The sequence below is a fragment of the Micromonospora sp. DT41 genome (genome assembly GCF_049841715.1).
In the GTDB taxonomy this organism is placed as follows: Bacteria; Actinomycetota; Actinomycetes; order Mycobacteriales; family Micromonosporaceae; genus Micromonospora; species Micromonospora profundi.
Genome location: NZ_JBNCKU010000003.1, coordinates 95,673 through 113,557 on the forward strand (window position 1 = coordinate 95,673; position 17,885 = coordinate 113,557).

Annotated in this window: 13 protein-coding genes; 8 read left to right on the forward strand and 5 right to left on the reverse strand. The window is 72.3% G+C overall.

Annotated elements, in window-relative coordinates; translation table 11 throughout:
• Nucleotides 1–29: 29 nt before the first annotated feature.
• The 3 genes from ACLQ23_RS06815 to eccCa all read right to left on the reverse strand — a co-directional run bounded on the left by ACLQ23_RS06815 (nt 30) and on the right by eccCa (nt 6,272).
• The gene (locus ACLQ23_RS06815) at nt 30–821 is read right to left on the reverse strand and encodes a phosphatase PAP2 family protein (protein ID WP_355590138.1); all 792 of its coding nucleotides are present in this window, start codon (nt 819–821) and stop codon (nt 30–32) included.
• Between the two features lie 52 nt (nt 822–873).
• Nucleotides 874–2,220 carry a type VII secretion-associated serine protease mycosin gene (mycP, locus tag ACLQ23_RS06820; RefSeq protein WP_355590135.1) on the reverse strand — a complete coding sequence of 449 codons (1,347 nt, stop codon included), beginning with the start codon at nt 2,218–2,220 and terminating at the stop codon, nt 874–876.
• A gap of 74 nt (nt 2,221–2,294) precedes the next feature.
• Complete coding sequence (gene eccCa, locus ACLQ23_RS06825) at nt 2,295–6,272, reverse strand: type VII secretion protein EccCa (protein WP_425735054.1); 3,978 nt, start codon at nt 6,270–6,272, stop codon at nt 2,295–2,297.
• A 101-nt stretch (nt 6,273–6,373) separates the two neighbouring features.
• On the opposite strand from eccCa, the gene eccD reads away from it, so the two are divergent.
• Nucleotides 6,374–7,777 carry a type VII secretion integral membrane protein EccD gene (gene eccD / locus ACLQ23_RS06830; protein ID WP_355627891.1) on the forward strand — a complete coding sequence of 468 codons (1,404 nt, stop codon included), beginning with the start codon at nt 6,374–6,376 and terminating at the stop codon, nt 7,775–7,777.
• A 31-nt stretch (nt 7,778–7,808) separates the two neighbouring features.
• Here eccD and ACLQ23_RS06835 read toward each other — a convergent pair whose 3' ends face one another.
• The gene (locus ACLQ23_RS06835; RefSeq protein ID WP_355590127.1) at nt 7,809–8,315 is read right to left on the reverse strand and encodes an inorganic diphosphatase; all 507 of its coding nucleotides are present in this window, start codon (nt 8,313–8,315) and stop codon (nt 7,809–7,811) included.
• Nucleotides 8,316–8,897: 582 nt separating this feature from the next.
• On the opposite strand from ACLQ23_RS06835, the gene dacB reads away from it, so the two are divergent.
• From dacB to tilS, 3 genes are all read left to right on the forward strand, one after another.
• Nucleotides 8,898–10,391 carry a D-alanyl-D-alanine carboxypeptidase/D-alanyl-D-alanine endopeptidase gene (gene dacB / locus ACLQ23_RS06840; protein ID WP_425735143.1) on the forward strand — a complete coding sequence of 498 codons (1,494 nt, stop codon included), beginning with the start codon at nt 8,898–8,900 and terminating at the stop codon, nt 10,389–10,391.
• A 128-nt stretch (nt 10,392–10,519) separates the two neighbouring features.
• Nucleotides 10,520–11,590, forward strand: coding sequence for a zinc-dependent metalloprotease (locus ACLQ23_RS06845; RefSeq protein ID WP_355627888.1), 1,071 nt, complete (start codon nt 10,520–10,522; stop codon nt 11,588–11,590).
• 10 nt (nt 11,591–11,600) lie between these two features.
• A complete protein-coding gene (tilS, locus tag ACLQ23_RS06850; RefSeq protein ID WP_355627885.1) occupies nt 11,601–12,593 on the forward strand; it encodes a tRNA lysidine(34) synthetase TilS in 993 nt (330 codons plus the stop codon).
• Between the two features lie 151 nt (nt 12,594–12,744).
• On the opposite strand, the gene ACLQ23_RS06855 is transcribed toward tilS, so the two are convergent.
• Entirely contained in the window at nt 12,745–13,707 is a 963-nt protein-coding gene (locus ACLQ23_RS06855) for a GlxA family transcriptional regulator (protein WP_355590119.1), read from the reverse strand.
• Nucleotides 13,708–13,806: 99 nt separating this feature from the next.
• Here ACLQ23_RS06855 and ACLQ23_RS06860 point away from each other — a divergent pair, with 99 nt between their 5' ends.
• From ACLQ23_RS06860 to folE, 4 genes are all read left to right on the forward strand, one after another.
• Nucleotides 13,807–13,995, forward strand: coding sequence for a hypothetical protein (locus tag ACLQ23_RS06860; RefSeq protein WP_355590421.1), 189 nt, complete (start codon nt 13,807–13,809; stop codon nt 13,993–13,995).
• 100 nt (nt 13,996–14,095) lie between these two features.
• Nucleotides 14,096–14,671 (forward strand): hypoxanthine phosphoribosyltransferase, encoded by a 576-nt coding sequence (gene hpt, locus ACLQ23_RS06865; RefSeq protein ID WP_030328005.1) that lies wholly within the window; start codon nt 14,096–14,098, stop codon nt 14,669–14,671.
• Between the two features lie 469 nt (nt 14,672–15,140).
• On the forward strand, nt 15,141–17,159 hold the full coding sequence (ftsH, locus tag ACLQ23_RS06870; RefSeq protein ID WP_355590116.1) for an ATP-dependent zinc metalloprotease FtsH: 2,019 nt from the start codon (nt 15,141–15,143) through the stop codon (nt 17,157–17,159).
• Between the two features lie 35 nt (nt 17,160–17,194).
• Nucleotides 17,195–17,860 carry a GTP cyclohydrolase I FolE gene (gene folE, locus ACLQ23_RS06875; RefSeq protein WP_355590392.1) on the forward strand — a complete coding sequence of 222 codons (666 nt, stop codon included), beginning with the start codon at nt 17,195–17,197 and terminating at the stop codon, nt 17,858–17,860.
• Nucleotides 17,861–17,885: the final 25 nt, after the last annotated feature.

The window sequence follows — 17,885 nt, forward strand, 5'->3', positions numbered from 1 at the left end:
CAGTACCCGCTCGGCTCCCTCGTCACGCCTCAGGTCGTTCCGGGTTGCCGCTCGACCTCCGGAGCGACGCCGTCGCGGGCCGGCCGGATCGACCGCAGGCCGGTCTGCGCCCGCCAACTCGTGAACGCGGCAGTGGTCGCCGCCACCACCGCAACGGCCAGCAGCCAGCCGCCGAGCACATCGCTGGTGAAGTGCACGCCGAGCGCGACCCTGCTCAACCCGGTCACCACGGTGACCAGCACGGCGGCGACCCAGAGCGCCACCCGCGACGCCGTCCGCCCGGCGTACGGCAGGAACAGCAGCAGCAGCACCCCGGCGGCGAGGGCGGCGTTGAGCGCATGCCCGGAGGGGAACGAGTAGCCGGCGGCCCGCGCCACCGGGTCGAGCAGCGACGGCCGGTCCCGGCCGACGAGGAGCTTGAGCAGCGGGCCCATCAACCCGCCGACCACCATCGTGGTGGTCACCCAGAGGGCCAGTCGCCGCGCCCTGCGGTGCAGCAGCCAGACCACCACCAGCAGGACGGCGACCCGCAGCGGCATGGGCGCGAACACCTCGGTCCAGATCCGCATCAGCGTGACCCAGGCCGGATGGTCGACCGCGTAACCGTGCAGCGCCTCGGTGACCGAAGTGTCCAGCCGGTGCAGCGGCGCCCAGGCCCCGAGCACCAGCAGCGCAAGCAGTGCGAATGGCACCAGCACCAGAAACGCCGCTGTCACCGCCAAGGTCAGCCGCAGACCCAGGGAGTGTTCCGGGTCGAGGCGGCGGCGCCGCCAGGACGGATGTCGGGCGGTGTCGGCGGTACCGGCGTCGGGCGCGCTCATGGAGTCGGTTCTACCCAGCCGGCCGGCCCGTCAGGCCTACCGTCGGCGACGATCAGTGGGTGCGCTGACGGAACCGGCGCACCATCAGGGCCGCGCCGGTGACCAGGGCGGCCAGCAGCACAGCTCCCGTCCACAGTTGCTCCGGCGGCGAGTCTTCGGCCAGACCCGCCGGTCGGGCCGTCCAGCCCGTCTGCTGCCGCGGGGCGGTGAATCCGAGGGGGTCGCTGCCGGCGCCCTCCACCGGGTCGTCGTCGGCGGTGCCCGGCGCCGGGCCGAAGCCGACCACACCCGGCGACGTCTGATCGTCGAGCGGATTGGCGGTCACCGGCGGCACCTGAGCGGTCAGCGCGGCCACCGGGTCGACCACCCCGTACCCGAAGCGGTCGTCGCGGCCGGTCGGGCCGAGGTCCCGGGCGGTGGCCAGCAACCGGTTGACCACCTCACCGGCGGGCATCTGTGGATAGCGGGACCGGACCAGCGCGGCGGTGGCCGCCACCAGGGGTGCGGCGAAGCTCGTGCCCTGCACCCGCCAGTAGCCCGTCGGAGGTCGGGCACCGACCAGGCCGGTCGCGGGGGCGGTGAGCACCGTCGCCCGACCGGTGATCGACCCGGACCACAGGTTGTCGCTGCCCCCGTCGAGGCCGGCGACCGCGATCACACCGGGCTCGCGGGCCGGGTACCAGACCTTCGAGTTGGTCGAGGTGGCCAGGTTGCCGGTGCAGGCGACCACCACCACGTCGCGGGCGAACGCGTAGTCGAGAGCCGCCGCCAAGGCCGGGCTGTCGCCGCTGCCACCGAGTGACAAGTTGATGACGCGGGCGCCGTTGTCGACAGCCCACCGGACCCCCTTGGCGACGATCAGCGCGTCGTCGTAGCGGTTGTCCTCGTCGAGAACCCGCACCGGCAGGATCCGGGCGTCCGGCGCAAGGCCTACCACGCCCCGCTTGTCGTCCTTGCGCCCGGCGATCAGGCCCGCGACGGTCGTGCCGTGCCCCACCGGGTCAGGGCCGGCGCCGCCTGCGGGACCAACCAGGTCCACACCGGTCAGCACCTGGCCGACCAGGTCAGGATGAGAGCCGTCCACTCCGGAGTCGACCACCGCGACTGTCACGCCCCGGCCGGTCGAGGTGCGCCAGGCCGTCTCGGCGCGCAACTCATCGAGCTGCCACTGCTCGTCGCGGACCTGGTCGGTGCGGGTGACGACATCGCCGGGAGCGAACGCCATCGGCGCGCCGGCGAGCTGTCCGCCGGCGGTGGAAGCCTCGACAGCCGCGGCGAAGGGCACGGCGGTCGGCGCCGCGACGGCGAGGGCCGCCACCACGCCGAGCAGCGCCCGGCCGGCGACCCGCCGGGCCGCAGCCGGACAGCTGTGCCGAACCCCAGTCACATCCCCAGCCATTCACCCCGACGGAACCATGACGATCGGAGATTACCGGTTTCCCCACCCGTCTCGGGAGGAACCGCGAAGACACGTCATGGCGGCGGCAGGTGGGCGAGCTGAACGAGGCGTACACCTTCCCGCCGGGTGACCAGCCGACCGCGGCCCGGCGGCAGCGGGCCCGGCCGCACCGGCCCGACGAGCGCGCCCTCGTCCGGACTGCCCGCCATCACCAGACCGGCTGTCGAGAGTTCCCGCAGCCGCTGCACGATCGGCTCGTACTGGGCCCGGCCCGCCCCGCCCGTGCGGCGGGCCAGCACCAGGTGCAGCCCGACGTCCCGGGCGTGTGGGAGGTGCTCCTCCAACGCCCGCAACGGGTTCGCCGGACCGGCCGCCACCAGGTCGTAGTCGTCGACGAGCACGAACAGCTCCGGCCCCGACCACCAGGACCTGTCGCGCAACTGCTGCGGAGTGACCTCCGGGCCGGCGGCCCGCCGCTCCAGATAGCCTGCCGCCGACTCGACCAGGTCGGCGGTGTGCGCCGCGGCGGTGCCGTACCCGATCAGGTGCGGCGTCTCGATCGCGTCCAGCAGGCTGCGCCGGTAGTCAACAAGGATCACCCGGGCCTCTTCGGGCGTGAACCGGGTGATGATCGAGGTGGCCAACGCCCGCAGGAACGAGGACTTGCCGCACTCCGCGTCGCCGAAGACCACGAAGTGCGGCTCGGTCGCGAAGTCGAGCAGCACCGGACGCAGGTCCGCCTCGGCGATCCCGATCGGCAGCCGCAGGCCGGTCGCCGCGGCGAGATCCAGTTCGGTGTACGGCAACACGGGCGGAAGGACCCGCACCCGGGGCGCCGCACTGCCGGTCCAACTGTCGGCGACCCGCTTGACCAGATCGGCGGTGTCCCCGCCCTCGGCGGTGAGCTGCGGCAGGGCGGTAAGGAAGTGCAGGCTCTCCGCCGTCACACCCCGCCCGGGCTGCTCCGGCACGTTCGCCGCCGCCCTCCGCGCCACAAGCGAATCCGCCGGGTCGCCCAGGCGCAGCTCCAGCCGGGAGCCGAACAGGTCCCGGATCGCCGGACGGAAATCCAGCCAGCGCAGTGCCGTGGCGACGACGTGCAGCCCGTACGACAGGCCGCGGGTGGCCAGGTCGGTGACCAGGGGTTCCAGGTCGTCGTACTCGCCACGGACGGTGCTCCAGCCGTCGATCACCAGGAACACGTCGCCGAACGGGTCGGCACCCGGCTGGCTCGCCGCGCCCACTGCTGCCCGACGCTGCCGGTACGCCGCCATCGACTCCACGCCCAGCTCGTCGAAGAGGCGCTCCCGCTCGGCCAACAACGTGGTCATCTCGCCGACGGTTCGCCGGACGGCGGTCGGGTCGGCGCGACCCGTCACCCCGCCCACGTGTGGCAGGTCCCGCAGTGCCGCCAGGCCACCGCCACCGAAGTCGAGGCAGTAGACCTGCACCTCGGCCGGGGTGTGGGTGAGCGCCAGCGCGCAGATCAACGTCCGCAGTGCTGTGGACTTGCCGCTCTGCGGTGCGCCGATCACCGCGAGATGCCCGGCCGCGCCGTCCAGCGCCAGCCAGAGCAGATCGCGGCGCTGCTCCAACGGACGGTCCACCACTGCCACCGGCACGCCGAGCGCGCCGTGCAGCTCGGGGTTGCCCACTGTGAGCCCGCGCGCCGGATCCACCTCGACCGGGCCGAGCAGTTCGTCAAGGGCGGGCGGCTCACCGAGCGGCGGAAGCCACACCTGGTGCGCTGGCGGACCCTGCCCGACGAGCCGGTCGACAAGCATGTCGAGCAGGGTCTCCCGGCTGCTCTCGTCCTCGGCCACCATGGGCAGCGCCAGAGTGGCCGGCTCCGGCAGCGGCACCGTGTGGGTGGTGAAGGTGAGCAGACGCGCACCCGCCCCGGCTACGGCACTCGCCGACGCGGCCCGACGACGGACCGCGCCGGAGACGTACGCGGCCTTGAACCGGGCCAGCGGGTCGGTGCCGGCGCGCAGGTAGCCGTGGCCCGGTGAGCGGGGCAGCTCGTGCGCGTCCGGCACGCCGAGGACCGTACGGGACTCCAGCGCGGAGAACGTGCGCAGCCCGATCCGGTACGACAGGTGGGTGTCGAGGCCGCGCAGCCGGCCCTCCTCCAGGCGCTGGCTGGCGAGCAGCAGGTGCACGCCGAGCGACCGACCCAACCGGCCGATCTGGACGAACAGGTCGATGAAGTCGGGCTTGGCGGAGAGCAGCTCGGAGAACTCGTCGCAGATCAGCAGCAGCGACGGCAGCGGGGCGAGCGGGGTGCCGGCGGCACGGGCACGCTCGTAGTCGCGCACGCTTGCGAAGTTGCCGGCCCGGCGCAGCAGCTCCTGCCGGCGTACCAGCTCGCCGTTGATCGCGTCGACCATCCGGTCGACAAGTGGCAACGCGTCGGCCAGGTTGGTGATCACCGCGGCGGTGTGCGGCAGTCTGCCGAACGGGGCGAAGGTGGCGCCACCCTTGAAGTCGACAAGGACGAAGTTGAGCTGCTCGGAGCTGTGCGTGGCCGCCAGCCCCAGCACCAGCGTGCGGAGCAGTTCGGACTTGCCGGAGCCGGTCGCACCGATGAGCAGGCCGTGCGGTCCCATCCCGTCCTGCGCGGACTCCTTGAGGTCCAACTCGATGGCACCCCCGTCGGCGCCCACCCCGATCGGCACCCGCAGGCGGTCCCGGGCCGAGCGGGGTGCCCAGCCCTGCTCGGCGGTGAAGCTCTCCGGGTCGCCGAGACCGAGCAGTTCCGGCAGGCCCAGCTCGGCCTGCAGCGGCGCGTCGGGACCGCGTGCCGTGCCGGCAAGCCGGAGCGGAGCCAACCGTCGGGCAACCGCCTCGGCATCGGTCAGATCGAGCTGATCGGCGACGCCCACCTCCGCATGACCCTCGATCGACAGGGAGTGCAGTCGCCGGCCGCGCAGCTCCAGCAGCAACGCGTACCTGTCGAGCAGTCGGGGTGGCGGGGTTTCCAGATCCAGAACGGTGACCGCGTCGATGCCGCCGTCGCCGGTCAGGTCGCTGGCACCGGTCAGGTCGCCGCCGTCGAGGACCACCACCACATGCGGGCCGTCGGTGGCCGTACCGGCCGGACTGAACCGGGAGCGGCTGGCCAGCACGTCACCGAGCAGCCGTTCCAGCTCGACCGCTGATGTGGTGACCAGCCGTACCGCGCCGAGCGCGTCGGTGCGGACGGGATGGTGGGCGTGCGGAAGCCACTTCACCCACTCCCACTCGGCTCGGCGTTCCGGCCCCGCGCAGATCGCGATAAGCAACTCGTCGGCGGCGTGGAAGACCGCCAACTGGGTCAGAACGGCCCGGACCAGGGACTGCGCCGCCGGGTCGCCGGTGTGCGGCCCGCTGGTAGCCGGCGTGCTGCCCGTACCGCTGCGCACGTGCACCCGGGCGAAGCTGCGCAACGACAGGGCCACCGGCAGTTCCGGCACCACCGAGTACGCGTCCAGGAACCGGCGCAGCGCACCGGCGGTCATCGGCTCCAGCTCCTCCAGCGGCCGGGTCACCGGTGGGACCAGCGGGGTGGCAAGGGTCTGCGGCCCGACGGCGACCCGTACGACCGCGAAGTCCGGGTCAGCGGGACGCCGCTCCCAGACCCGGTGGCTGTCCACTGTCGACCAGAGGCGGCACGGATCCGGGTGCCGGTAGTAGAGCCCTGCCCGCTGCTGCCCGGCCGTCTGTCGGACCCGGCGACGCAGGGTGGCCAGGTGGCGCAGGTACTCCCGGCGGGCAGCCATCATCTCCGACTTCTTCGGCATGCCCGAGGCGCTGCCCCAGGACGTCACGAGCATCGCCAGCGAGGAGAGCCCGAACATTCCGCCCACCACGTACGAGTAGGCGCCGCCACCTCGGCCGAACATCATCGCCATCGCGACTGTGCCGCCCAGCATGGGCAGCAGCATGAGCATCTGCTGCCAGCGTCCACCGGTGACCGCGGGGATCTCCGGCGGCGCCTCGACGGGCAGGTCACCGGCGGGGATCTCCGGTGCCGGCCGGCGCGGCGGTCGCTTGATGATGACCGTGGACACTCGGCCTCCTGACTGCGCTGGGTAACCCGAGCCTGGCTCATGGTAGGTAAAGTCCTGTCGTCCGCGCAGCCTCCGATCCCCCTCGATATGGAGATCAGTCGATGACAACAGGGCTGGCCCGCGTCACCATCAGTGCGCCGCAGCGTCGGGTGGACGTCGCACTGCCGGAGCAGACGCCGCTGGCGGAGTTGCTGCCCGACGTGCTTCGACACGCCGGTGAAGGCCTGGCCGACGACGGCGAGCGGCACGGCGGTTGGGTGCTGCGGCGCACCGACGGCGCGCTGCTGGCGACGGCTCAGGCGCTGCTGCCACAGGGCGTACGCGACGGTGAGGTGCTGCACCTCGTACCGGCCCACACGCACTGGCCCGAGCTTGAGTACGACGACGTGGTGGAGGCGATCGCCGACGGAGCCCGGCGTCGCGGCGGTGCCTGGTCACCTACCGCTACCCGGGTCGCCGGTCTGGCCGGCGCGGTAGTGCCGCTCGCCGTCGGGCTGTTCGCACTGCTCGTCAGCGGCCCGATGCTCCGCAGCGGCTGGCTCGCGGCGGCGATCGTGGCACTGCTGCTCACTGTTGCCGGCGCGGTCGCCTCCCGGGCCAACGGCGACGGCGCGGCCGGGGCGACACTCGGCGGGTACGCCCTGCCGTACTCGTTCGTCGCCGGTGCCCTCGCGGTCGGCTCGGGCGATCCGGTCGGGCCGCTGGGGCTGGCACGTTGGGTCGGCGCTCCCGAGTTGCTCGCCGGGTCGGTGGCGCTGCTGCTGGTGGCCCTGCTCGGGCTGCTCGGGGTGGCCAGTCGACTGCGGGTCTTCGTAGCCGGTGTCACCGTCGGCCTTGTCGGTGCCGGTGCGGCTCTCGGCGCGCTGCTGCTGACCCCGGCCGGCACGGCAGCGGTGCTGCTCAGCGCCCTGGCCTTCGCCGTCGGCGCGATCCCGCTGTTGGCGATCCGGTTGGGCAAGCTGCCGCTGCCGCCGATCACCCTGCCGGCGACCGCGTCCGGCGGCGAGCCGGAGCGGGCCCGGGACCTGCCGGATCGGGGCCGGGTGCACGCGGCCGTGGCCCGTACCGAGGAGATGCTCACCGGGATGCTGCTCGGGCACGCACTGCTCGTGGTTGCCGCGGCGGCGGTGCTCGGGACCGCCGGTGGTACGGCCGGCCGGGTGCTGGTGGCGGTGGTCTCGGCAGTGCTGCTGCTGCGGTCGCGCCTGTTCGTGGCGCTGCGGCACCGGGTGCCGACGGTGCTCGCCGGGCTGGCCGGCTACGCGGTGCTCGGCGTCGTACTCGTCGATCGGGCCGACGACACCGGGCGGCTGGCGCTGGCCGTGAGCGGTGCGGTGCTGGGCCTGGTGGCCGTGGCCGCCGGCACCGGATACGCCCGTCGGCCGGTCTCGCCGTACCTCGGAAGGGTCGCGGACCTCACCGACACGGCGCTCGTGGTCGCCGTGGTGCCGGTCGCCTGCGCGGTGCTCGACCTGTACGACAGGGCCCGAGGGCTGCTCGGCTGAGCGGCTCCCGGGCCCTGTGCGTAAGGGTGCGTCAGTGCAGCGTCTCGCCGCGCGCCTCAGCCTCGCGGGCACGCTGGTAAGAGGCGTGGATCTCGGCCTCGGCCTCGGTACGGCCGACCCAGGTCGCGCCCTCCACCGACTTGCCGGGCTCCAGGTCCTTGTAGACCTCGAAGAAGTGCTGGATCTCCAGCCGGTCGAACTCGCCCAGGTGGTGGATGTCGCGCAGGTGCTCCTGGCGGGGGTCCTCGTAGGGCACGCAGAGGACCTTGTCGTCCCCGCCCTTCTCATCGGTCATCCGGAACATGCCGATGGTGCGGCACCGGATCAGACAGCCCGGGAAGGTCGGTTCGGGGACCAGCACCAGGGCGTCGAGCGGGTCGCCGTCCTCGCCCAGGGTGCCCTCGATGAACCCGTAGTCGGCCGGGTACTGGGTGGACGTGAAGAGGGTGCGGTCCAGCCGGATCCGGCCGGTCGCGTGGTCCACCTCGTACTTGTTCCGGTGACCTTTGGGGATCTCAACCGTCACGTCGAAATCCATCTGCACGCTCCCTCGTCTGCCCACGCTGGCTAACGGAAACCACTGGCGGCTCCCCGGACAGGTGAATGCCCACCCGCCGACGCCGGCCGCCGCATAGTCTTCGGACCGAAGTAGTGTCACCCAAGCCGGTTTTCGCTGGGGGAGGAGGGGGTCGTGGGGAGGGAAGATTCACACTACCGCCCGGACGGGGGCGCTGCACGCGGTACCGGACGATCCGGCTCCGGCGGTGCCACCGGGCGTGTGCCGGTGCCCGAGGCCCACCTCCCGCAGCCTCCCGAACCGACATCTCCGGCACCGGGGTCGGTCCCCGATCGGCAGGCGCCCCTGCCGTGGAGCCCGCCCGGATCGGTGGCCGCCGGCCCGAACACCGGCCGCTTCCCGGTTCTCGGTGGCGACCGGCCCAGCGCCCCGGCGGCTGGCCGTGCCGTGGTGCCGACCAGTCCAGCCTCGGGGGGCAGCGCGCCGGCCTCGGGAGGCAGCGCGCCGGCCTCGGGTGGTGCCGCGCCAGCCTCGGGTGGTCCTGCCCAGGCCGGCCCTCCGCCTGCCGGTGATCGACCGCCCGCCCCCGGAGGCGTACCGCCGCTGGGCCCACCGATCTCCGCGCTTCCAGCTCCGGCCGGCGTCGAGCCGCCCACCACACCGGCCGGCCCGCGCCGCCGGGGACGGCTCCTGGCCGTGCTCGCCACGGTGCTGCTGATTGTGGTCGCCGGCGTCGGCGTGGTCGTGGCCCGACCTGGGCCGGTGGCCGGCTGGCTGGGCGAGGACGACGCGTCGACGCAGGTCGCGGCCGGCGCCACACCGGAACCCGACCCGTCGGAGGTGCTGGCCGGGCCGGACGCCAACGCTCCGCTGCCCACCCCGGACGGGGTCAAGGCCGCGCTGGGCCCGCTTGTCGGTGCCGCAGCCCTTGGTGACCGGGTGAACGTCTCGGTGGCCGACGTGACCTCCGGTCAGACACTTTTCGCCAAGGGCGCCGACGACGGGACGGTGCCCGCCTCGGTGACAAAGCTGGCGACCGGGGTGACAGTGCTTGCCGCCCGTGGCCCCGGTTACCGGATTCCCACCCGGGCCGTAGCCGGCGACAAGCCCGGCGAGGTGGTGCTCGTCGGCGGCGGTGACCCGACCCTCGCTGTGGACAAGAAGGGCTACTACCCGGGCGCGGCACGCCTTGACGACCTGGCCGCGCAGGTGCGTACCGCGCTCGGCGGCACGGCCCCGACGAGCGTCACCGTCGACGGGACGATCTACTCCGGCCCGGTGTACGGCCCCGGCTGGGACGCCGACATCCCCACCGGCGGCTACGGCGGTGCTGTCACCGCGTTGATGGCCGACGGTGCGCGGCGCGACCCGGGAGCCGACTCCGGTGGCGCCGAACGGGTCACCGAGCCGGACCTCGCCGCGGGCCGGTCGTTCGCCAAGCTGCTCGGAGTGCCCGCCGGCACCGTCAAGCGGGGTACGGCTCCGGCCCTTGCCGCTGCCGCGGGCGGCACCCCACCTCCCGGCACCGAGCTGGGTACGGTGCAGTCCCCGCCGTTGATCCGGCTGGTGGACATCATGATCAGCGAGAGTGACAACCTGCTGGCCGAGGCGCTCGCCCGTCAGGTGGCGCTGGCCCGCAGTCAGCCGGCCTCGTTCGACGGCGCCGCCGCCGCGATGGACGCGGAGGTGGCTGCGCTGGGCCTGCCCGCCGACGAGATCACCCTCTCCGACGGCAGCGGGCTGTCCCGCAGCAACCGGATCAGCCCTTCACTGCTCACCGACCTGATCCGGCTGGCCGCCAGCCCGGACCACCCGGAGTTGGCGGGTGTCTTCGGTGGCCTGCCGGTGGGCGGCTGGTCCGGCACCCTGGACGACCGCTACCGAGGCGCTCCCGGCACCGCCGCCGGAGCTGGCGCCGTCCGGGCCAAGACCGGCACGCTGACCGGCGTGCACGCCATCGCGGGCCTGGTCACCACGGCTGACGGTCGGCTGCTCACCTTCGCGGTGCTCACCGACAAGGTGCCCGGTGGCACGGACACCGCCCAACCGGCGCTGGACCGGATCGCCGCCGCGCTGGCGGGCTGCGGCTGCCGCTGACCGACCTGTCGAGAGCCGTCCACCGTCGCCGCTGACGCCTGTGAACGTCGAGTGCGGAAGCCCGCGACCGGCGTCTATCGCCGACGCGACCCCGGGCCGGGGTGTCGCGGCGCGGGTACGGTGGGTCCATGGCGCAGTTCGTGGACTGGGATCTGGCCGCTGCTACGGCGGGGGCGTTGAGCAAGTCGGGCCCTCGGGTGACGTACGCCGAGGCCACCGACGTGGTCGGCGACCTGCGTCGGCTTACCGACGAGGCGGCCGGGCACGTGGCCGACTACACGGGGCTACGGGCGCAGGTGGCGCATCCGCCGGTGCGGGTGGTGGACCGCCGGGACTGGGCGGCCACGAACATCGCGGGGCTGCGTGAGGTGATCACTCCGCTGGTCAGCCGCCTATCCGGTGACAAGCAGCCAGGTGTGCTGACCGAGGCCATCGGGTCCCGGCTCACCGGGGTGCAGGCCGGCACCGTGCTGGCCTACCTGTCCGGCCGGGTCCTCGGCCAGTACGAGGTCTTCTCCGCCGAACCGGGCCAGCTGCTGCTTGTCGCGCCGAACATCGTCGAGGTGGAGCGCAAGCTCGGCGCCGACCCGCGCGACTTCCGGCTCTGGGTGTGCCTGCACGAGGTCACCCACCGCACCCAGTTCACCGCCGTGCCGTGGATGCGTGGCTACTTCCTCGGCGAGGTGCAGGCGTTCGTGGACGCCTCGTCCAACGGCGGCGAGCACCTGGTGGAGCGGCTGCGGCGTGGCGTGGCGACGCTGTCCGAGGCGGTCCGCGATCCGGAGAGCCGCACCAGCGTGCTGGACATCGTGCAGACCCCGGGGCAGCGGGCCGTACTGGACCGGCTCACCGCGCTGATGACCCTGCTGGAGGGGCACGCCGAGTTCGTGATGGACGGCGTCGGCCCGCAGGTGATCCCGAGCGTGGAGCGGATCCGTGCGTCGTTCAACAGGCGTCGCGAGGCGGGCAATCCGCTGGAGAAGGCGATCCGCCGGCTGCTCGGGGTGGACGTCAAGATGCGCCAGTACGCCGAGGGCCGCAAGTTCGTGCACGGCGTGGTCGAGCGGGTCGGCATGGAGGGCTTCAACTCGATCTTCAACTCTCCGCTCACCCTGCCCCGGTTGTCGGAGCTTGGCGATCCGGACGCCTGGGTGGCGCGGGTGCACGGACCGGCCGGCCCCATCCCGGCCGCTGGCTGACCATCCGCAGGTGGCCGCGCTCGCCCCGCAGGTGGCCGCGATCCGGGTGGCGGTCCGCCGCGCGCTGAACGACCTGCCGCCCGGTGGTCCGGTGCTGGTGGCCTGTTCCGGTGGCGCCGACTCGCTCGCCCTGGCGGCGGCGACCGCCTTCGTGGCACCCCGGGTGGGCCGGTCCGCGGGGCTGGTGACCGTCGACCACGGCCTTCAGGCCGGCTCGGCGCAGCGGGCGGAGGCAGTGGCGGCCTGGGCACATGAGGTCGGCCTCGCTCCGGTGGCGGTGGCCCGGGTGGAGGTGGCCGGACGTCCGGGCGGCCCGGAGGCGGCAGCCCGGGAGGCCCGCTACCAGGCATTGACGGAGGCGGCTCGCGAGCACGGGGCTGTCGCGCTGCTCACCGGGCACACCCGGGACGACCAGGCGGAGACCGTGCTGCTCGCGCTGGCGCGGGGGGCCGGCCCGCGCGGGCTCGCCGGAATGCCGGCTCGACGGGACCTGGCCGGGGTGCCGCTGCTGCGCCCGCTGCTGGAGATCAGCCGGGAGCAGACCCGCGCCGCCTGTGCGGCGCTCGGCCTCGACACGTGGCAGGATCCGCACAACACCGACCCGTCGTACGCCCGCTCAAGGGTGCGGGCCGACCTGCTGCCGGCACTGGTACGGGCGCTCGGGCCGGGCGTGGTGGACAACCTCGCGCGTACCGCCCGGTTGGTGGCGGCGGACAACGCCGCGCTCGACGAGTTGGCGGTGGCGGCGCTGGCTGCGGCCCGGTGTACCGACGGTGGGCTCTCCGTGGCGGCGTTGGCGGGCCTGGTGCCCGCCGTGCGTGGCCGGGTGCTGCACACCTGGGCGCGGGAGTTGGGCGCCCTACCGGCTGCCCTGTCGTACCGGCACGTCAACGCGCTGGACGCTTTGGTCACCGAGTGGCACGGTCAGGGCCCTGTCGACCTGCCCGGAGGGATCCGGGTGCTGCGCCGCGCCGGCCGGCTGGCGCCGGTCGACCCCGCCTGACCGACCTCCTTTGCTCTGCTTCAACCGGCGCAACAGAAACGGCGCTCAACTGTTGCGTGGGTTGAAGCAGAGCAAAGGCTCTCCGAACCGTGCGCCGCCCGGCCTGCGTCACAGGCCCGCCCTGCCTGCCGGATCGTGCGTCGGGCCTGCGTCAGACGGTGTGCACGCGGTCCCGGAAGGTCGTCCGGTAGCTGTGCGGGGTGGCGCCGACGCGGCGGTTGAAGTGGTGGCGCAGCGCCGCCGCGTCGCCGAATCCGGCCCGGTCGGCCACCGCCTCCACGCTCAGCGGGGTCTCCTCCAGCAGCCGCCTGGCGAGCAGCACCCGCTGGTTGGTGAGCCAGTCGTGCGGGGTGGTGCCGGTCTCGGCGCGGAACCGGCGGGCGAACGTACGCGGGGCCATGCCGGCGCGCGCGGCCAACTCCTCGACGGTGATGGGGCGATCCAGGTGCCCCATGAGCCACTCCAGGACCGGCTCCAGGGTCGGCGCTTCGGGCACCCTCGGAATGGGCGCCTCGACGTACTGTGACTGCCCGCCGTCGCGGTGCGGCGGGACCACCATCCGGCGGGCCAGGCGGGTCGCGGTGGCCGAGCCGTGCTCCTGACGGACCAGGTGCAGGCAGGCGTCGATGCCGGCCGCGGTGCCGGCGCTTGTCAGCAGCCGACCGTCCTGGACGTATAGCGAGTTGCAGCGGACCCGGGCACGCGGGTGACGGTCCTGAAGCTCGTCGACGTACCGCCAGTGGGTGGTGCACTCGCGGTCGTCGAGCAGCCCGGCCTCGCCGAGCAGGAAGGCGCCGGAGCAGACGCTGAACAGGTGCGCTCCGCGTGCGTCGGCTCGCCGGAGCGCGTCCAGGACCGGGCCCGGAACGGTAGTGCCCTGGGCGTGCGCCGGTACGGCCACCAGGTCGGCGTCCTCAAGCGGCCCGAGGTCGGCGTTCGGGGTGAGGTGGAACCCGGCCGAGGTGCGTACGGGGGCGCCGTCCGGGCCGCACACGTCGAAGCGGTACGCGGGGAAACCGTCGGCGGTGCGGTCGGTGCCGAACACCTCCGCGAGCACTCCGAGCTCGAAGGGGGCGACCTGGTCCAGGACGAGGACGGCGACGGATCTGAGCATGTGACGAGGGTAACCCGAGCCGTGGCAGTAAATCGATGATCAGTGTCGTGACTGCCACTGTTCGGTAGGCGTGGGCCGTCGCAGACTTGACTCAGTCCGGTGCGCACCGGCGGCGAAAACGACAGCAAACACGCGAAAGTGAGCGCCGCCATGGAGTTCCTGTTCTTCCTCCTGTTCCTCGCCCTGCTCGTCGCCGCTTCGGCGGCCGGCCTCACTGCGGACAGCCGCGACTCGGCCGACTGGAAGCCCACTGAGGACGGCCGCCGGTGGCAGTCCCGTACCAGCTGATGCTTTTGATGCCCTTTGACCTGAAAATCCCGGGCGGGACCGCGCCGAAAGGTGCGGCCCCGCCGACGGAGGCCATGCGACGTACGGCAGGCTAGGAGACATGGCTGACGGCTCCTGGTACGACGCCGACATCGACCACGTGATCATCTCCGAGGCGCAGATCCGCGAGAAGACGGCGGAACTGGCCAAGCAGGTCTCCGCCGACTACGCCCACGTGGGTGACGGACTGCTGCTGGTCTGCGTGCTCAAGGGCGCGGTGATGTTCATGGCGGACTTCGCCCGGGCGTTGGGCCGCAACGGCCCCCCTGCCGAACTCGACTTCATGGCCATCTCCTCCTATGGCCAGGGCACCACCTCTTCCGGGGTGGTCCGCATCCTCAAGGACCTCGACCGGGACATCGCCGGCCGGCACGTCGTCGTCGTCGAGGACATCGTCGACTCCGGGCTGACGCTCTCCTGGCTGCTGCGCTACCTGGAGTCGCGCTCGGCGGCGAGCGTCGAGGTGGTCGCGCTGTTCCGCAAGCCGGACGCGGTCAAGGTGCCGGTCCCGGTCAAGTACGTCGGTTTCGACATCCCCACCGAGTTCGTGGTCGGGTACGGCCTGGACTTCGGCGAGCGCTACCGCGAGCTGCCGTACGTCGGGGTGCTCAAGCCCGAGGTCTACGCCCGGTCCTGAGGTCGGCCGGCCCGGTCCACCCGGGTTCGTGAGCGCAACTCGCATCGGTGTTCGTCAAGCCGACGTTCAGCGCGCTCTCAGTTCTTCCGGTTACCGTGGAGCCCGGTGGCGTGAAAAGTACCCTCGCGCCCGTCCCCTCGACCGCGTGACCGGGCGTTCGGGTGGTTCGGGCCGGAATTCCCGCCACGCCGGTTTCTGCCCGGGACCCGCCGTACGACCTCGGTGTGGGGCTGGCGAGGCCGCCCATGGTGCCCGCCGTCGATGGCGACGGTGCACCGAGTGCGGGGCTCGCGAGCTCACTCGTCGCGTACACGGTGTACCGTCGAATGACCGCGGCGCGGCAGTTTTCGCGCTTCGGGGTCGAGGCCGGCCCGCACGGCGGCTCCGGCCGCCGCTCACGCGGCGACACCATTCAGACGGTCAGGACGTCGATCAGGAGGATGCGGGCGCCTTGGCGCTCGACAACAGTATGGAACGTACGCGTTTCTTCCGCCGACCGGTGGTCTGGATCATCCTGGTCATCCTCGGCGCCGTTGTGCTCAGTCAGCTGTTCACCAGTGGTCCCAGCTACCACCGCGTGGACACTTCCGTTGCGCTCGACCAGCTCCACACCGCGAAGATCAATAAAGTCGTCTTCCAGGACAAGGAGCAGACGCTCCAGCTCGACCTGGCCGAGAAGACGAAGTTCGGCAAGACCGAGACCGACAAGATCGAGGCCCAGTTCCCGTACCAGGCTGGCGACCAGATCTGGAACGAGGTGTTGGACGCCAAGGCGGCCAACCGGGTCACCGGCCCGGCCGACGTCGAGGTCTCGTCGGACAGCATCTGGGTGAGCCTGCTGGTCAACCTGCTGCCCATCGCGCTGCTCGTGCTCCTGCTGCTGTTCTTCATGTCGCAGATGCAGGGCGGCGGCTCCCGGGTGCTCAACTTCGGCAAGTCCAAGGCGAAGATGATCACCAAGGACACACCGAAGACGACCTTCGCGGACGTCGCGGGTGCCGAGGAGGCCGTCGAGGAACTGCACGAGATCAAGGACTTCCTGCAGAACCCGGCGAAGTACCAGGCCCTGGGCGCCAAGATCCCGAAGGGCGTGCTGCTGTTCGGCCCGCCCGGAACCGGTAAGACGCTGCTGGCCCGCGCGGTCGCCGGCGAGGCCGGGGTGCCGTTCTACTCCATCTCCGGCTCCGACTTCGTCGAGATGTTCGTCGGTGTCGGCGCCAGCCGGGTCCGCGACCTCTTCGAGCAGGCCAAGGCGAACGCCCCGGCGATCGTCTTCGTCGACGAGATCGACGCCGTCGGCCGGCACCGTGGTGCCGGCATGGGTGGCGGCCACGACGAGCGCGAGCAGACGCTCAACCAGTTGCTCGTCGAGATGGACGGCTTCGACACCAAGGGCGGGGTCATTCTGATCGCGGCCACCAACCGGCCGGACATCCTCGACCCGGCGCTGCTGCGTCCCGGTCGGTTCGACAGGCAGATCCCGGTGGACGCCCCCGACATGGAGGGCCGCAAGGCCATCCTGCGGGTGCACGCCAAGGGCAAGCCGTTCACCCCCGACGTCGACCTCGACGCGGTGGCACGGCGTACCCCGGGCTTCAGCGGCGCCGACCTGGCCAACGTGATCAACGAGTCGGCCCTGCTCACCGCCCGCAAGGACCAGCGGGCGATCACCAACGACTCGCTGGAAGAGTCGATCGACCGCGTGATCGCCGGTCCGCAGCGACGGACCCGGGTGATGAGCGACCAGGAAAAGAAGATCACCGCGTACCACGAGGGTGGGCACGCGCTTGTCGCCTGGGCGCTGCCGCACGCCGCGCCGGTGCACAAGGTGACGATCCTGTCCCGTGGCCGCTCGCTGGGCCACACCCTGGTGCTACCGACCGAAGACAAGTACACCCAGACCCGGGCCGAAATGATCGACACCCTGGCGTACGCGCTGGGCGGCCGGGCCGCTGAGGAACTGGTCTTCCACGAGCCCACCACCGGCGCTGGCAACGACATCGAGAAGGCCACCCAACTGGCCCGCGCGATGATCACCCAGTACGGCATGAGCTCGAAGCTCGGTGCGATCAAGTACGGCACCAGCGGGGACGAGCCGTTCCTCGGCCGCAACATGGGCCACGAGCGGGACTACTCGGACTCCGTGGCCGCCGAGATCGACGGCGAGATGCGGGCACTGATCGAGCTGGCGCACGACGAGGCCTGGGAGATCCTGGTGGAATACCGGGACGTCCTGGACAACATCGTGCTCGAGCTGATGGAGAAGGAAACCCTCTCCACCGCCGACATGGCGCGGATCTGCGCCCGGGTGGTCAAGCGCCCGCCGCTGGCGCCGTACAACGGCTTCGGCAAGCGCCAGCCCTCCACCGAGCCGCCCGTGCTCACCCCCGCGGAAAAGGACGCGCTCAAGGCGCAGGCCCAGGCCGACGGCGCGCAGGCGTCCGTCGGTGGCGGCACACCGTCCAACAACTCGGACGGTACGCACTGAGCAACGACCCGACGGCCAGCTCCCCCAACCGGGAGCTGGCCGTCTCCGCGACCGAACCCGACGGCGACGACGCGTTGGACTACGTGGCCGCCCGACTGATCAGCGGCAGGCTCAGCGGCCGCCCGGTCGAGGACGCCATCGACCTCGGCCGGATCGAGAAGGCGGTCCGGGAGATCCTGATCGCTGTCGGCGAGGACCCGGATCGTGACGGGCTCCAGCAGACCCCGGCCCGGGTCGCACGCGCGTACGCCGAGCTCTTCGCCGGTCTTCGGGTCGACCCGGCGCAGGTCCTCAGCACCACGTTCGAGGCCAACCACGAAGAGCTCGTGATCGTCCGGGACATCGACGTGATGAGCCTCTGCGAGCACCACCTGCTGCCGTTCCGCGGCAGCGCGCACATCGGCTACATCCCCGGCCCGGACGGGCGGATCACCGGCCTGTCCAAGCTGGCCCGGCTGGTCGAGGTCTTCGCCCGCCGTCCGCAGGTGCAGGAACGCCTCACCGCGCAGGTCGCCGACCTGCTGATGAGCAAGCTCGCACCTCGGGGCGTCGTCGTGGTGCTGGAGTGCGAGCACATGTGCATGGCGATGCGCGGCATCCAGAAGTCCGGTGCCAAGACCATCACCTCGGCGGTGCGCGGCATCCTGCAGACGGACTCGAAGTCGCGGGCCGAGGCGATGGCCCTGATCATTCCCCGCTGACCCGTACGCTGCTGGTCGGCCGACC

Bases quoted from the DNA above. Each gene is read 5' to 3' on its own strand.
- hpt (WP_030328005.1), top strand. From the start codon at position 14,096: ATGGCTGACGGCTCCTGGTACGACGCCGACATCGACCACGTGATCATC.
- ftsH (WP_355590116.1), top strand. From the start codon at position 15,141: ATGGAACGTACGCGTTTCTTCCGCCGACCGGTGGTCTGGATCATCCTG.
- ACLQ23_RS06835 (WP_355590127.1), bottom strand. From the start codon at position 8,315: ATGGATTTCGACGTGACGGTTGAGATCCCCAAAGGTCACCGGAACAAG.
- ACLQ23_RS06845 (WP_355627888.1), top strand. From the start codon at position 10,520: ATGGCGCAGTTCGTGGACTGGGATCTGGCCGCTGCTACGGCGGGGGCG.
- eccD (WP_355627891.1), top strand. From the start codon at position 6,374: ATGACAACAGGGCTGGCCCGCGTCACCATCAGTGCGCCGCAGCGTCGG.
- ACLQ23_RS06855 (WP_355590119.1), bottom strand. From the start codon at position 13,707: ATGCTCAGATCCGTCGCCGTCCTCGTCCTGGACCAGGTCGCCCCCTTC.
- ACLQ23_RS06815 (WP_355590138.1), bottom strand. From the start codon at position 821: ATGAGCGCGCCCGACGCCGGTACCGCCGACACCGCCCGACATCCGTCC.
- mycP (WP_355590135.1), bottom strand. From the start codon at position 2,220: ATGGCTGGGGATGTGACTGGGGTTCGGCACAGCTGTCCGGCTGCGGCC.